General features: G+C 66.2%; 12 protein-coding genes. 3 read left to right on the top strand and 9 right to left on the bottom strand.

Features of this window, described 5'->3' with window-relative positions:
* Window positions 1–43: 43 nt before the first annotated feature.
* Window positions 44–688, bottom strand: a complete 645-nt coding sequence (locus PcP3B5_RS05855) for an alpha/beta hydrolase (RefSeq protein ID WP_061560778.1) — start codon at window positions 686–688, stop codon at window positions 44–46.
* 138 nt (window positions 689–826) lie between these two features.
* Here PcP3B5_RS05855 and PcP3B5_RS05850 point away from each other — a divergent pair, with 138 nt between their 5' ends.
* A complete protein-coding gene (locus tag PcP3B5_RS05850; RefSeq protein WP_061560777.1) occupies window positions 827–1,270 on the top strand; it encodes a Z-ring associated ZapG family protein in 444 nt (147 codons plus the stop codon).
* 375 nt (window positions 1,271–1,645) lie between these two features.
* Here the strand turns inward: PcP3B5_RS05850 and PcP3B5_RS05845 are convergent, their stop codons facing one another.
* The 4 genes from PcP3B5_RS05845 to cysD all read right to left on the bottom strand — a co-directional run bounded on the left by PcP3B5_RS05845 (window position 1,646) and on the right by cysD (window position 6,499).
* A complete protein-coding gene (locus tag PcP3B5_RS05845; protein ID WP_061560776.1) occupies window positions 1,646–2,863 on the bottom strand; it encodes an ATP-binding protein in 1,218 nt (405 codons plus the stop codon).
* A gap of 360 nt (window positions 2,864–3,223) precedes the next feature.
* Window positions 3,224–5,125, bottom strand: coding sequence for a sulfate adenylyltransferase subunit CysN (gene cysN / locus PcP3B5_RS05840; protein ID WP_058071409.1), 1,902 nt, complete (start codon window positions 5,123–5,125; stop codon window positions 3,224–3,226).
* Window positions 5,126–5,185: 60 nt separating this feature from the next.
* On the bottom strand, window positions 5,186–5,530 hold the full coding sequence (locus tag PcP3B5_RS05835; protein WP_043272358.1) for a four helix bundle protein: 345 nt from the start codon (window positions 5,528–5,530) through the stop codon (window positions 5,186–5,188).
* 51 nt (window positions 5,531–5,581) lie between these two features.
* Window positions 5,582–6,499, bottom strand: a complete 918-nt coding sequence (gene cysD / locus PcP3B5_RS05830; RefSeq protein WP_043272357.1) for a sulfate adenylyltransferase subunit CysD — start codon at window positions 6,497–6,499, stop codon at window positions 5,582–5,584.
* A 378-nt stretch (window positions 6,500–6,877) separates the two neighbouring features.
* Here cysD and mltB point away from each other — a divergent pair, with 378 nt between their 5' ends.
* Window positions 6,878–7,984 (top strand): lytic murein transglycosylase B, encoded by a 1,107-nt coding sequence (gene mltB / locus PcP3B5_RS05825; protein ID WP_061560775.1) that lies wholly within the window; start codon window positions 6,878–6,880, stop codon window positions 7,982–7,984.
* Between the two features lie 13 nt (window positions 7,985–7,997).
* On the opposite strand, the gene PcP3B5_RS05820 is transcribed toward mltB, so the two are convergent.
* A complete protein-coding gene (locus PcP3B5_RS05820) occupies window positions 7,998–8,756 on the bottom strand; it encodes a Nif3-like dinuclear metal center hexameric protein (protein ID WP_058488603.1) in 759 nt (252 codons plus the stop codon).
* 115 nt (window positions 8,757–8,871) lie between these two features.
* Between PcP3B5_RS05820 and algW the strand changes: the two genes are divergently transcribed.
* On the top strand, window positions 8,872–10,035 hold the full coding sequence (algW, locus tag PcP3B5_RS05815) for a Do family serine endopeptidase AlgW (protein WP_061560774.1): 1,164 nt from the start codon (window positions 8,872–8,874) through the stop codon (window positions 10,033–10,035).
* 48 nt (window positions 10,036–10,083) lie between these two features.
* Here the strand turns inward: algW and hisC are convergent, their stop codons facing one another.
* The 3 genes from hisC to hisG form a co-directional block, all read right to left on the bottom strand.
* On the bottom strand, window positions 10,084–11,142 hold the full coding sequence (hisC, locus tag PcP3B5_RS05810) for a histidinol-phosphate transaminase (protein WP_061560773.1): 1,059 nt from the start codon (window positions 11,140–11,142) through the stop codon (window positions 10,084–10,086).
* A gap of 118 nt (window positions 11,143–11,260) precedes the next feature.
* Complete coding sequence (hisD, locus tag PcP3B5_RS05805; protein ID WP_061560772.1) at window positions 11,261–12,571, bottom strand: histidinol dehydrogenase; 1,311 nt, start codon at window positions 12,569–12,571, stop codon at window positions 11,261–11,263.
* 124 nt (window positions 12,572–12,695) lie between these two features.
* Window positions 12,696–13,331 carry an ATP phosphoribosyltransferase gene (gene hisG, locus PcP3B5_RS05800; RefSeq protein WP_009617828.1) on the bottom strand — a complete coding sequence of 212 codons (636 nt, stop codon included), beginning with the start codon at window positions 13,329–13,331 and terminating at the stop codon, window positions 12,696–12,698.
* Between the last annotated feature and the right edge of the window lie 12 nt (window positions 13,332–13,343).

Below are 13,343 nucleotides of genomic sequence, written 5' to 3'. Positions count from 1 at the left end.
GGGATACCAGAAATCAGCGCGGGAAAAATGAGCGGCCTGGATGTTAACCCGCGGCGCCGGCCGGCGCGAGCCGGGGCTGCAGCAGCTCCTTGAGCTCGATCAGCTTGCCGTGGAAGAAGTGGCTGCACCCGGGTACGCGCAGCAGTTCGTGGGGCAGCGCCAGCGACTCGCTCCAGGCGTAGACGCGGGCCGGGGTCACCACTTCGTCATCTTCGGGCTGTACCACGGTGATGGGGCACTGCCGCGGCAGCTCGACCGCGAAGCGCTCCACCGGCGGCGCCAGCATGAACAGGTGGCGCAGGGCCACGCCCTGCCCTTCCAGGCGCGCGGCGGCATTGCCGGCCACGCAGGAGCCGAAGGAGAAGCCCATCAGGGTCAGCGGCAGGCCGGGATGTCGCTCGCCGAGCCAGCGGGCCGCGGCCAGGGCGTCGTCGATCTCGCCACGGCCTTCGGCGTAGCTGCCGGCGCTCTGGCCGACGCCACGGAAGTTGAAACGCAGGGTGGCGTAGCCGGCATCGCGGGCGATGCGCTGCAGGGTGGCGACCACCTTGTTCTGCATGGTGCCGGCGAACAGCGGGTGCGGATGGCAGATCAGCGCCACGCCGATGGCGTCGGGGGTGTCCAGGTGCAGGGCTTCCAGGGGGCCGTCCGGGCCATCGATGAACAGGGGGATTTCGCGGGTGGACAAACAACAACTCCGTGACCCCGAAGCGGGTCGTCTCGTCTAGCTCGATACCGCGCCGACACCGAGGCCTCGCCCCGTGGTATACAGCGCAGGTGCAAGCCGCTAACGTAAAGCAAAGCCGTCTATAGAGGAAGGATTCGCGTGGAACAGTCCCTCACCACCTGGTTGGTCCCGGTCATCGCTCTGCTCGTCGGGGCCGCTGTCGGCTTCCTGATCGCCCGCCTGCTGCCCAGCGCCGCACCCAACCGCATGCAACGCCAGGTCGATGACCTGCAGGAACGCTTCGACAGTTACCAGCGCGAGGTGGTGACGCACTTCAACACCACCGCCAGCCTGGTGAAGAAGCTCACCCAGAGCTACCAGGACGTCCAGGAACATCTGTCCGAGAGCGCCGAGCGCCTGGCCCTGGACGAGCAGACCAAGCAGCGCCTGCTGGCCGCCCTGCACGCAGAGGACGGCTACCCCGAACGCCGCGAGCGCCTGACCCCGCCGGCCAGCCAGGAAGCGCCGAAGGACTACGCGCCGAAGACCGGCGAAGGCCCTGGCACCCTGGACGAGACCTACGGCCTCAAGCGCAAGCTCTGAGCCCGCAGCGCCCGCAGAAAAGCCCCGCCATGGCGGGGCTTTTTCATTTCAGAAGCGACCTACAGGCACTGGCGACGAGCATCCCCTGTAGGAGCGGACTTTGTCCGCGATGATCGAAGATGTCGGCGCGGTTCACGGATGAAGTCCTACGCCGCCCCCACCATGCACCCCATCTACGCATTTAGACTGTAAGGCTTTGATTTTTAAAAACTAAAAATGGCGCTCGCTGCAATCGATGCCCAACAATGTCAGACGATTTCCGACGGTTCCCCGCAAAAGTCCCTGAGCGAGCCACGAGCCAGGGGAGGCGCAATGTGTGGTCAATGGACAGTCAAGAGAAGTGCAATTGCGCATCTGAAGAACCGTTTCAGCCAATCATCCCCAGAACAGAGAAAGCGGAACGGCCGTCAGTTGCTGGTCGAAACGCACCACCTGCTCCCCCGTGTAGAAAACGATTCCTCGCTTGAACTGCCGAGGGGTCGTATCACGCAGGTGACGCAGGCCGTTGAAGTCCTTCGCACTGATCGTGGTAGCCGCCTTGACCTCTACCCCGACCAGATCACCCCGCCGGTTCTCCAGGACAAAGTCGACCTCCATCCCCGTGGAAGTTCGATAGTGCATCAATGTCGTGCGTATCTCCGCCCACGTCTGATGCTTGGCCAGCTCCGCATATACAAAGGCCTCCACTAGGCCACCCGGCAAACCGAGCGAAGCTGATACGCCGGATTTGCTCACCCCCAGCAGGTGAGCCATCAGCCCATAGTCCGTCACGAATAGCTTGGGGGACTTCTGCAGGCGTTTGCCCAGATTGGAGGACCAGGCCGGAACCTGGCGAATCAGGAAAAGTGTTTCCAGCAGCGTCAGGTAGCGCTTCAAAGTCGTCTGCGGAATACCTGTGGCGCGGGACAGCTCAGCAGCGTTGAGCAGGCCACCACTACGCGCGGCCAGCAACTGCATCAACCGGGGCAGCTCCGTCAGCCCCTCGATCTGGGCCAGATCACGAACGTCACGCAACAGGATGGTGCTCAGGTAGTTGTCGAACCAGGCTTCGCGCCGGCGCTCGCTCGTACGCGATAATGCCTCCGGATAGCCCCCAGCCATCAGCCGCCCGATGAAGTCATCGCGTTGATAGGCACAGCGATCCGGGAACTCCCCGTCGAACAGCCTATCGATCATGCTGATTGGCCGGCCGGCAATTTCACTCTGCGCCAGCGGCCAGAGCGTCAGCACCTCCATACGCCCGGCCAGAGAATCGGCAATCTGGGGCAGTAGCAGGACGTTGGCCGATCCGGTCAGTAGGAAACGGCCGGGCGTACGATCCTTGTCCACCTCGGCCTTTATGGCCAGAAAAATCCCGGGAGCTCGCTGCACTTCATCCAGGCAGACCGCCCCTTCGAGCGCCCCAATGAAGCCGAACGGGTCGGCTTGAGCAGCCGCCAGCACAGCCGGATCGTCAAAGGTGAAATAGCGGACATCCTGCTCCAGAGTTCGAACCAGGGTGCTCTTGCCTGTCTGGCGGGCGCCATTGACCAGAACGACCGGAGAGTCATCCAAAGCTTCAAGCGTGTACTGGCGGATTTTGCGTGGGTACATTGTGTAAATTCATCCATCAAGCGGGTGAAATTACACCATTAACCTGGATGCTTTTCCAGTCCCCCACCCCGCCTACCCTCGGCAAATGGCCATCAGCTTACTACTCACGCACTCGTAGCCAAACCAGTACACGACCTTCGGATACCAAATATCGTCTTAGCAGGGCGTCCTACAGAGAGGCCAGGCAAACCAGGGAGCGCAACATCCTACCTTTCGCACCCCATGCAGGAGCGCGCCCTGCGCGCGAATCGCGGACGGAGTCCGCTCCTACAGCTCACCGTGAGGCATGGCGTTCCGGCCCCCGTCGAGCACCAAAGAAAAAGCCCCGCCTAGGCGGGGCTTTTCACAACGCCGTCGCGATCAGATCGCGCCGCGCTGGCGCAGCAGGTCGAGGACCGCTTTCACGCCCTCTTCCACCGACTGGTGGTGGGTGTCGATCACCAGGTCGGCATCCAGCGGCACGTCGTAGGGGAAGGACTCGCCGGGGATGTTGTCCTGGCCGGCCGCGTACAGGCCCTGCGGGTCGCGCTCGCGGCAGACCTGCGGCGAGGCCTGGACGTAGACGGTGATCAGGCGCTCGTCGCCGATCAGCGCCTTGGCCCGCTCGCGGCCTTCCGCGCTGGGCGCGACGAAGGCGCACAGGCTGATCAGCCCGGCCTCGTTGAACTGCCTGGCGACGTGGGCGGTGCGCAGCCAGTTCTCGGTGCGCCCGGCGCGGTCCTGCGGCAGGCCCTTGTTCAGGTCGTGGCGCAGGTTCTGGCCGTCCAGCACGTAGACTGCGCGGCCCATGTCGAACAGCTTGCGCTCCAGGGCGTAGGCCAGGGTGCTCTTGCCGGCGCCGGAGAGGCCGCTGAACAGCACCGTGGCCGGCTGCTGGCCGAAGCGCGCAGAGCGCTCCTCGCGGCTCACGTGGGCGCCCTGGCCGTGGTGGCTGGCATGGCTCTGGCCGGCCTGCGGCGCGGCGATGATCATGCCGGCGCCGACGGTGCCGTTGGTCAGCCGGTCGATGACGATGAAGGCGCCGGTGGTGCGGTTCTGCGCGTAGCCGTCGAGGGCGATGGGCGCATCCAGGCTGACCTTCACGCGGGCGATCTCGTTGAGCTTGAGTTCGCTGGCGGCGGTCTCTTCCAGGGTGTTCACGTCCACCTTGTGGGCGATGCTCGGGATCGAGCCCGGCACGTAGCTGGTGGCGCGCTTGATGTCGTATTTCTTGCCCGGGAGCATGGGCTCCTCGGCCATCCACACGAGCATGGCGTCGAAACCGTCGGTGACCAGCGGGCGGTTGTCGGCATGCACCAGCATGTCGCCGCGGGAGACGTCGATCTCGTCTTCCAGGGTCAGGGTGATGGCCTGGCCGGGGCCGGCGTGTTCCAGCTCGCCCTCGAAGGTGACGATGGACTTGACCTTGCTGCCCTTGCCCGACGGCAGCGCCACGACCTCGTCGCCCTTGCGCACGATGCCGCTGGCCAGGGTACCGGCGAAGCCGCGGAAGTTCAGGTTCGGGCGGTTGACGTACTGCACCGGGAAGCGCATGTCGTCCAGGTTGCGGTCGCCGGCGATCTCGACGGTCTCGAGGATTTCCATCAGCGACTGGCCGGTGTACCAGGGCGAACGCTCGGACTTGTTGACCACGTTGTCGCCCTTGAGCGCCGACATGGGCACGAAGTGCAGCGAGCTGGTCTTCAGGTTGATCTTCTCGGCGAACTGCAGGTAGTCGGCCTTGATCTGCTCGAAGACGCCCTGGTCGAAGTCCTTCAGGTCCATCTTGTTGATGGCCACGACTATGTGCTTGATGCCCAGCAAGGATGCGATGAAGCTGTGCCGGCGGGTCTGCGTCTGCACGCCGTAGCGGGCGTCGATCAGGATGATGGCCAGGTCGCAGGTGGACGCGCCGGTGGCCATGTTGCGGGTGTACTGCTCGTGGCCGGGGGTGTCGGCGATGATGAACTTGCGCCTGGCGGTGCTGAAGTAGCGGTACGCCACGTCGATGGTGATGCCCTGCTCGCGCTCGGCCTGCAGGCCGTCGACCAGCAGCGCCAGGTCGACTTCGTCACCGGTGGTGCCGACCTTCTTGGAATCCTTGGTGATAGCTTCCAGATGGTCTTCGTAGATCATCTTGGAGTCGTGCAGCAGGCGCCCGATCAGGGTGCTCTTGCCGTCGTCGACGTTGCCGCAGGTGAGGAAGCGCAGCAATTCCTTGCGCTCGTGCTGGGCCAGGTAGGCGAGGATGTCCTCGCTGATCAGATCGGATTGGTGACTCATTGCATTCTCCGAGCTGGAAGCTTGAAGCTGGAAGCTTGAAGCCAACAGCGCATCGCAGTATCAGTCTTGGCGTATCACGCGAATCAGACTGGACAGCATGGCGGCGATTTCCCGGGTTTCCTGAATACTGGTCTGTGCAAAATCCCTCGGCACAAAACCAACATCCAGTCCGATGTACAGTTGGGTTCGTAGCTCCGCACAGGAGCCTTTCGCGATCAGCAGGAACCTGACCTTCTCCCGAGCCCCGTCCCGGCTCATGCCCTCGGCAATATTGCTCGGAATCGAAAGCCCAGCTCGAGTGATCTGGTCCCTGAACCCCAGGTCTCTCAGGCTACCCAGTTCTCGATAAAGATTTGCCGAGAGCCGGGCCGCCCGCTTCCACACATCCAGTTTTTCGAAATCCATGCAGCCATCCCTGCCGCTCTTGCTTCAAGCTTCCCGCTTTCAGCTTCAAGCTTAGAAATACCCCTGCCGCTTCTTCTCTTCCATCGAACCTGCCTGGTCGTGGTCGATGACCCGGCCCTGGCGTTCGGAAGTGCGCGTCAGCAGCATTTCCTGGATGATTTCCGGCAGCGTGGTGGCGGTGGATTCCACCGCGCCGGTCAGCGGGTAGCAGCCCAGGGTGCGGAAGCGCACCATCTTCTTCTGGATGCTGGCCTTCTGCTCGTCGCTGAGGTGCTCGAGGATGCGCTCGTCGTCGATCATGATCAGCGCGCCGTTCATCTCGATGACTTCGCGTTCGGCGGCGAAGTACAGCGGGACGATCGGAATCTGTTCCAGGTAGATGTATTGCCAGATGTCCAGCTCGGTCCAGTTGGACAGCGGGAAGACGCGGATCGACTCGCCCTTCTTCACCTTGCCGTTGTAGACGTTCCACAGCTCCGGGCGCTGGTTCTTCGGGTCCCAGCGGTGCTTGCTGTCGCGGAAGGAGTAGACGCGCTCCTTGGCGCGGGACTTCTCCTCGTCGCGGCGGGCGCCACCGAAGGCGGCGTCGAAGCCGTACTTGTCGAGCGCCTGCTTGAGGCCCTCGGTCTTCATGATGTCGGTGTGCTTGGCGCTGCCGTGGGTGAAGGGGTTGATGTCCTGGGCCACGCCATCGGGGTTGATGTGGGTGATCAGGTCCAGGCCCATCTCCTCGACCATCTTGTCGCGGAAGCGGTACATCTCCTGGAATTTCCAGCGGGTGTCGACGTGCATCACCGGGAACGGCAGCTTGCCGGGGAAGAAGGCCTTGCGCGCGAGATGCAGCATCACCGCGCTGTCCTTGCCGATCGAGTACAGCATCACCGGGTTGTCGAACTCGGCGGCCACCTCGCGGATGATGTGGATGCTTTCCGCCTCCAGCTGTTTCAGATGCGTCAGTTTGTCGACCATGGCTACTCACGGAATTGCTTATGGACGGCCTTCGGGCCGTAGACGAGGGCGCACTCTACCACAACGTCAGACTCTAACCGGGCGGCCACTTATACCGAAAGAATATACCCATATAGCCACTTGTCAGACCGCGCCAGCGCCCAGGAGACTAAGGCCCCGGGCTTGGCCGGGCGGATGGGGCGCGCCGCTGGAAACGAGATATCCACAGACGCCCGCCTCTCCGACGAACAGCCCTTCACCCGCAAAGCCGCCACCCGCCCCGGGCCTGGAAACAGATTCAGGAGGAAGCGCATCCCGCCCTCCGCTAGAGTAGGCCCCGGTAAGCGCCCCCATCTGCGCTACCCTATTCCTCATTCCCCACGCCCCAGCAGATTTCCCATGCGCCGCATCGCTCCGCTCCTGCCCCTGTTCCTCCTCATCGCCGCCTGCAGCAGCAAGCCCACCTCGCCGACGCCGGCAGCCGCCCCGCAGAAAAGCGCCGCCACCGGCACGACGCGCCTGTACACCCCGGCGAACCCGGTGCAGCCGATCCGCCCGCTGACCGGCGACTTCGCCAACAACCCCAACGCCCAGCGCTTCGTCGACCGGATGGTCAGCCTGCACGGCTTCGATCGCCAGCAGTTGCAGGACGTGCTGGGCCGCACCCAGCGCCTGGACTGGGTGATCCGCCTGATGGACCGCCAGGCGCCGACCTACCAGGCGCCTAGCGGGCCGAACGGCGCCTGGCTGCGCTACCGCAAGAAGTTCATCACCCCGGACAACATCCAGAACGGCGTGGCCTTCTGGAACCAGTACGAAGACGCCCTCGAACGCGCCTCGAAGATCTACGGCGTGCCGCCGGAGATCATCGTCGGCATCATCGGCGTGGAAACCCGCTGGGGCCGGGTGATGGGCAAGACGCGGATCATGGATGCCCTGGCCACCCTGGCCTTCGACTACCCGCGGCGCGCCGACTTCTTCACCGGCGAGCTGGAGCAGTTCCTCCTGCTGGCGCGCAAGGAGCGCGACGACCCGCTGGCCCTGCGCGGCTCCTACGCCGGCGCCATGGGCTACGGCCAGTTCATGCCGACCTCGTTCGCCCGCTACGCGGTGGACTTCGATGGCGACGGCCACGTCGACCTGTGGGACCCGCAGGACGCCATCGGCAGCGTCGCCAACTATTTCCAGCAGCACGGCTGGGTCACCCACGACAGCATCGCCGTGCCAGCCAGCGGCCAGGCGCGCGGGCTCGAGGATGGCTTCAAGACGCAGTATCCGCTCCAGACGCTGAGCGCCGCCGGGCTGCGCCCGCAGGCCCCGCTGGGCAAGCACCAGAGCGCCAGCCTGCTGCGCCTGGACATGGGCCGCAACTACCAGTACTGGTACGGCCTGCCGAACTTCTACGTGATCACCCGCTACAACCACAGCACCCACTACGCGATGGCGGTCTGGCAGCTCGGCGCGGCCGTGGACCAGGCCCGGCGCCGCTACGCCTCGACGCCGTGAGCGCCCGCGGCGCTCAGGCGGGGTTCGGGCAGTCGATGAAGCGGTGCTCGATGCCGAAGCGCTCGGCCAGGTAGCGGCCCAGCGCCTGCACGCCGTAGCGCTCGGTGGCGTGGTGGCCGGCGGCGATGAAGGTGATGCCGTTCTCGCGGGCGCTGTGCACCGTCTGCTCGGAGACCTCGCCGGTGAGGTAGGCGTCCACGCCCGCCGCGATGGCCTGGTCGATGTAGCCCTGGGCGCCGCCGGTGCACCAGGCGATGCGCCGGATCGGCCGCTCGCCTTCCACCAGCAGCGGCTCGCGGCCCAGCACCCGGGCCACGTGGGCGGCGAAATCGGCCGGCGCCACGGGTGCCGCGGGCGCGCCCAGCAGCACGATGGAACGCGGGTTGCCCGGCTCCAGCGGGCCCTCGATGTCCAGGCCGAGCTGCTGGCCCAGCTGCACGTTGTTGCCCACCTGCGGGTGCAGGTCCAGCGGCAGGTGGTAGGCGATCAGGCTGATGTCGTGGGCCAGCAGGGTCTTCAGGCGGCGCTGCTTCATGCCCACCACGCAAGGGTTCTCGCCCTTCCAGAAGTAGCCATGGTGGACCAGCACCGCATCGGCCTGCTCGGCCACCGCCGCGTCCAGCAGCGCCTGGCTGGCGGTCACGCCGCTGACGATGCGCCGCACCTGCGGCCGGCCCTGCACCTGCAGGCCATTGGGGCAGTAGTCCTGGATGCGCGCGGCGTCCAGGTAGCGGTCGGCCTCTTCGACCAGCTCGGTCAGATCGATCGCCATCGAATTTCCTCCAGGCATTAGGGGAGACGGCTATTTTCTTGCCACGCCGCCCGTATAATGGCGGCCACCCTAGCGGCCTTCCCCAGGCCGAGCAACCCCCAAGGATCGTCCTCCGATGCTGAAGGCCCTGCGTTTTCTCGGCTGGCCCGCGCTTGTCGGCGTCTTGCTGGCGCTGCTGATCATCCAGCGTAACCCCGAATGGGTCGGCCTGCCCGAACAGGAAGTCCACCTGCAGCAGGCGCCCCTGCTCAGCCGCCTGCAGCAGGGCCCCGGAACCTATGCCGACGCCGTGACCCGCGCCGCGCCGGCGGTGGCCAACCTGTACACCACCAAGATGGTCAGCCGGCCGGGCAACTCGATGCTCGACGACCCGCTGTTCCGCCGCTTCTTCGGCGACAACCTGCCGCAGCAGAAGCGCATGGAGTCGAGCCTGGGCTCGGCGGTGATCATGAGCCCCGAGGGCTACCTGCTGACCAACAACCACGTCACCGCCGGCGCCGACCAGATAGTCGTGGCCCTGCGCGACGGCCGCGAAACCACGGCGCGCCTGGTCGGCAGCGACCCGGAAACCGACCTCGCGGTACTCAAGATCGACCTCAAGGACCTGCCGGTGATGACCCTCGGCCGCTCCGACGGCATCCGCACCGGCGACGTCTGCCTGGCCATCGGCAACCCCTTCGGCGTGGGCCAGACGGTGACCATGGGCATCATCAGCGCCACCGGCCGCAACCAGCTGGGGCTGAACACCTACGAAGACTTCATCCAGACCGACGCGGCGATCAACCCGGGCAACTCCGGCGGCGCCCTGGTCGACGCCAGCGGCAACCTGGTGGGCATCAACACCGCCATCTTCTCCAAGTCCGGCGGCTCCCAGGGCATCGGCTTCGCCATCCCGATCAAGCTGGCGCTGGAGGTGATGAAGTCGATCGTCGAGCACGGCTCGGTGATCCGCGGCTGGCTGGGCGTCGAGGTGCAGCCGCTGACGCCGGAGCTGGCCGAGTCCTTCGGCCTGCAGGACCAGGGCGGCGTGGTGGTCGCCGGCGTCTACCGCGACGGCCCGGCCGCCCTGGCCGGCATGCAGCCGGGCGACATCATCCTCGACATCGACGACAAGAAGGCCGTCGACGGCCGCACCGCGATGAACCAGGTGGCGCGCACCAAGCCGGGCGAGAAGATCAGCATCCAGGTGCTGCGCAACGGCAAGCACGTCACCCTGCAGGCGGAAGTCGGCCTGCGCCCGCCGCCGGCCCCGCCGGTGCAGCAGCCGCAGCAGCAGTAACGAAGAACGGCGCCCGAGGGCGCCGTTGCTTTTTCCGCCGGTCGCGTTTCAGAGCCGCGTGCGCAGGGCGTCCAGCAGCGCCTGGTTCTGCTCCTCGGTGCCGATGCTGATGCGCAGGAACTGGGCGATGCGCGCCTGCTTGAAGTGGCGGACGATCACACCCTGCTCGCGCAGGCCGGCGGCCAGCTCGGCGGCATCGTGCTGCGGGTGGCGGGCGAAGATGAAGTTGGCCGCCGACGGCAGCACCTCGAAGCCCATGCCACTCAGTTCGCCGACCAGCTTCTCGCGGCTGTCGATCACCGCCTGGCAGGTGCGCTGGAAGTACTCGCGGTCCTCGAAGGCGGCGATGGCGCCGGCCTGGGCCACGCGGTCCAGCGGGTAGGAGTTGAAGCTGTTCTTGACCCGCTCCAGGGCCTCGATCAGGTCCTCGTGGCCGACCGCCAGGCCGACGCGCAGCCCGGCCAGGGAACGCGACTTGGACAGCGTCTGCGCCACCAGCAGGTTCGGGTAGCGCTCCACCAGGCCGATGGCCGTCTCGCCGCCGAAGTCGACGTAGGCCTCGTCCACCAGCACCACGCTGTCCGGGTTGGCCAGCAGCAGGCGCTCGATGGCGTCCAGCGGCAGCAGGCAGCCGGTCGGCGCATTGGGGTTGGGGAAGATGATCCCGGCGTTGGGGCGGGCGTAGTCCTCGACGCGGATCTGGAACTGCTCGTCCAGCGCCAGCGCCTCGAAGGGAATGCCGTAGAGGCCGCAGTACACCGGGTAGAAGCTGTAGGTCACGTCGGGGAACAGCAGCGGCCGGCCGTCGTGCTGGAACAGCGCGTGGAAGGCGTGGGCCAGCACCTCGTCGGAGCCGTTGCCGACGAACACCTGGCCCGGGCGCACGCTGTAGTAGTCGGCGATGGTCTGCTTCAGGCGCTCGGCGTTGGGGTCCGGGTACAGGCGCAGGGCGTCGCCCAGTTCGGCCTGCATGGCGGCCAGCGCCTTGGGCGACGGGCCGTAGGGGTTCTCGTTGGTGTTCAGCTTGACCAGCCTGGCCAGCTTGGGTTGCTCACCCGGCACGTAGGGCACCAGGTCCTTGACGAAGGGGCTCCAGAACTTGCTCATCGCCCTCGCTCCTTTAAAGATTCGCTGAAGGCTGGAGGCTGGAGGCTGAACGAAAAGGCGAAACCCACTTCGTCCAGCCTCAAGCCTCCAGCGGCTTTTATCGGTTTTTATCGGCTTTTCAGCCCTTGATCCGGTATTCGGCGCTGCGCGCGTGGGCGGTCAGCGACTCGCCGCGGGCCAGGACCGAGGCGGTCTTGCCGAGCACCGAGGCGCCGTCGGCCGAGCAGAAGATGATCGACGAGCGCTTCTGGAAGTCGTACACGCCCAGCGGCGAGGAGAAGCGCGCGGTGCCGGAGGTCGGCAGCACGTGGTTCGGGCCTGCGCAGTAGTCGCCCAGGGCCTCGGCGGTGTAGCGGCCCATGAAGATGGCGCCGGCATGGCGAATCTTCGGCAGCCAGCTTTCCGGATCGGCCACCGACAACTCCAGGTGCTCCGGGGCGATGCGGTTGGCCACCTGGCAGGCCTGTTCCTGGTCGGCGACCTGGATCAACGCGCCGCGGTTGCCCAGCGAGGTGCGGATGATCTCGGCGCGCTCCATGGTCGGCAGCAGCTTCTCGATGCTGGCGGCGACCTTGTCGAGGAACGCGGCGTCCGGGCTGACCAGGATCGACTGGGCGTCCTCGTCGTGCTCGGCCTGGGAGAACAGGTCCATGGCGATCCAGTCCGGGTCGGTGCCGCCGTCGCAGACCACGAGGATTTCCGAGGGACCGGCGATCATGTCGATGCCCACCTGGCCGAACACGTGGCGCTTGGCGGTGGCCACGTAGATGTTGCCCGGGCCGACGATCTTGTCCACCTGCGGCACGCTCTCGGTGCCGTAGGCCAGCGCGGCCACGGCCTGGGCGCCGCCGATGGTGAAGACGCGGTCGACGCCGGCGATGCAGGCGGCGGCGAGGACGATCTCGTTGATCTCGCCACGCGGCGTCGGCACCACCATGACCACTTCGGCGACGCCGGCGACCTTGGCGGGAATCGCGTTCATCAGCACCGAAGACGGATAGGAAGCCTTGCCGCCGGGCACGTACAGGCCGGCGCGGTCCAGCGGGGTGACCTGCTGGCCGAGCACGGTGCCGTCGGCCTCGGTGTAGCGCCAGGAGTCCTGCTTCTGCTTCTCGTGGTAGCTGCGCACGCGCTCGGCGGCGGTTTCCAGCGCCTCGCGCTGGGCCGGGGTGATGCGCGTCAGGGCCAGTTCCAGGCGCTCGCGCGGCAGGATCAGGTCGGCCATGCTGGCGACCGCGAGGCCGTCGAAGCGCTGGGTGAGCTCGACCAGGGCGGCGTCGCCACGGCTGCGCACGTCGGCGATGATGTCCAGCACGCGCTGGTTCACGGCGTCGTCGGACACGCTTTCCCAGGACAGCAGATGGTCCAGATGACGCGCGAAGTCCGGATCGGCGGCGTTGAGTCGACGGATGGCGAAGGGTGCGGTCATAGCTGGCCTCTTTAATTGGCGTGATCTCGGGCGCCGCTAGACTAGCAAGCCCACCGTGCGGGCACCCGAGAAAATTTGGCTATGACACGGATAGGCGGGCGCGGCGGGAAGGCCGCGCAGGGAATTACGCCCGGTGTCGAGACTCCACCGCTTCACGCAGAGTGTCGATCAGGGCCTGGATGCGCGCGTGCTGCATCTTCATCGAGGCCTTGTTGACGATCAGCCGCGAGCTGATGTGGGCGATCAGCTCCTGGGGTTCCAGGCCGTTGGCGCGCAGGGTGTTGCCGGTGTCGACCACGTCGATGATCTTGTCGGCCAGGCCGACCAGCGGCGCCAGCTCCATGGAGCCGTACAGCTTGATCACCTCGACCTGGCGGCCCTGCTCGGCGTAGTAGCGCTTGGCCACGTTGACGAACTTGGTGGCCACCCGCAGGCGCCCCTTGGGCTCGGCCGCGCCGACCGCGCCGGCGGTCATCAGCTTGCAGTTGGCGATCTTCAGGTCCAGCGGCTCGTACAGCCCCTGGCCGCCGTATTCGAGCAGCACGTCCTTGCCGGCCACGCCGAGGTCGGCGGCGCCGTGCTCGACGTAGGTCGGCACGTCGGTGGCGCGGACGATCAGCAGGCGCACGTCGTCGAGGCTGGTGGGGATGATCAGCTTGCGGCTCTTGTCCGGGTTCTCGGTCGGCACAATGCCTGCCGCTGCGAGCAGCGGCAGGGTGTCATCGAGGATCCGGCCCTTGGACAGGGCGATGGTCAGCATGTCTGGTCAGCC

The organism is Pseudomonas citronellolis (assembly GCF_001586155.1).
Classification (GTDB): domain Bacteria; phylum Pseudomonadota; class Gammaproteobacteria; order Pseudomonadales; family Pseudomonadaceae; genus Pseudomonas; species Pseudomonas citronellolis.
The sequence above is the reverse complement of the archived record's forward strand: the minus strand, read 5'-3'. Positions and strand labels throughout refer to the sequence as shown.

Bases quoted from the DNA above. Each gene is read 5' to 3' on its own strand.
- PcP3B5_RS05845 (WP_061560776.1), bottom strand. From the start codon at position 2,863: ATGTACCCACGCAAAATCCGCCAGTACACGCTTGAAGCTTTGGATGAC.
- cysN (WP_058071409.1), bottom strand. From the start codon at position 5,125: ATGAGTCACCAATCCGATCTGATCAGCGAGGACATCCTCGCCTACCTG.
- PcP3B5_RS05835 (WP_043272358.1), bottom strand. From the start codon at position 5,530: ATGGATTTCGAAAAACTGGATGTGTGGAAGCGGGCGGCCCGGCTCTCG.
- cysD (WP_043272357.1), bottom strand. From the start codon at position 6,499: ATGGTCGACAAACTGACGCATCTGAAACAGCTGGAGGCGGAAAGCATC.
- mltB (WP_061560775.1), top strand. From the start codon at position 6,878: ATGCGCCGCATCGCTCCGCTCCTGCCCCTGTTCCTCCTCATCGCCGCC.
- PcP3B5_RS05820 (WP_058488603.1), bottom strand. From the start codon at position 8,756: ATGGCGATCGATCTGACCGAGCTGGTCGAAGAGGCCGACCGCTACCTG.
- algW (WP_061560774.1), top strand. From the start codon at position 8,872: ATGCTGAAGGCCCTGCGTTTTCTCGGCTGGCCCGCGCTTGTCGGCGTC.
- hisC (WP_061560773.1), bottom strand. From the start codon at position 11,142: ATGAGCAAGTTCTGGAGCCCCTTCGTCAAGGACCTGGTGCCCTACGTG.
- hisD (WP_061560772.1), bottom strand. From the start codon at position 12,571: ATGACCGCACCCTTCGCCATCCGTCGACTCAACGCCGCCGATCCGGAC.
- hisG (WP_009617828.1), bottom strand. From the start codon at position 13,331: ATGCTGACCATCGCCCTGTCCAAGGGCCGGATCCTCGATGACACCCTG.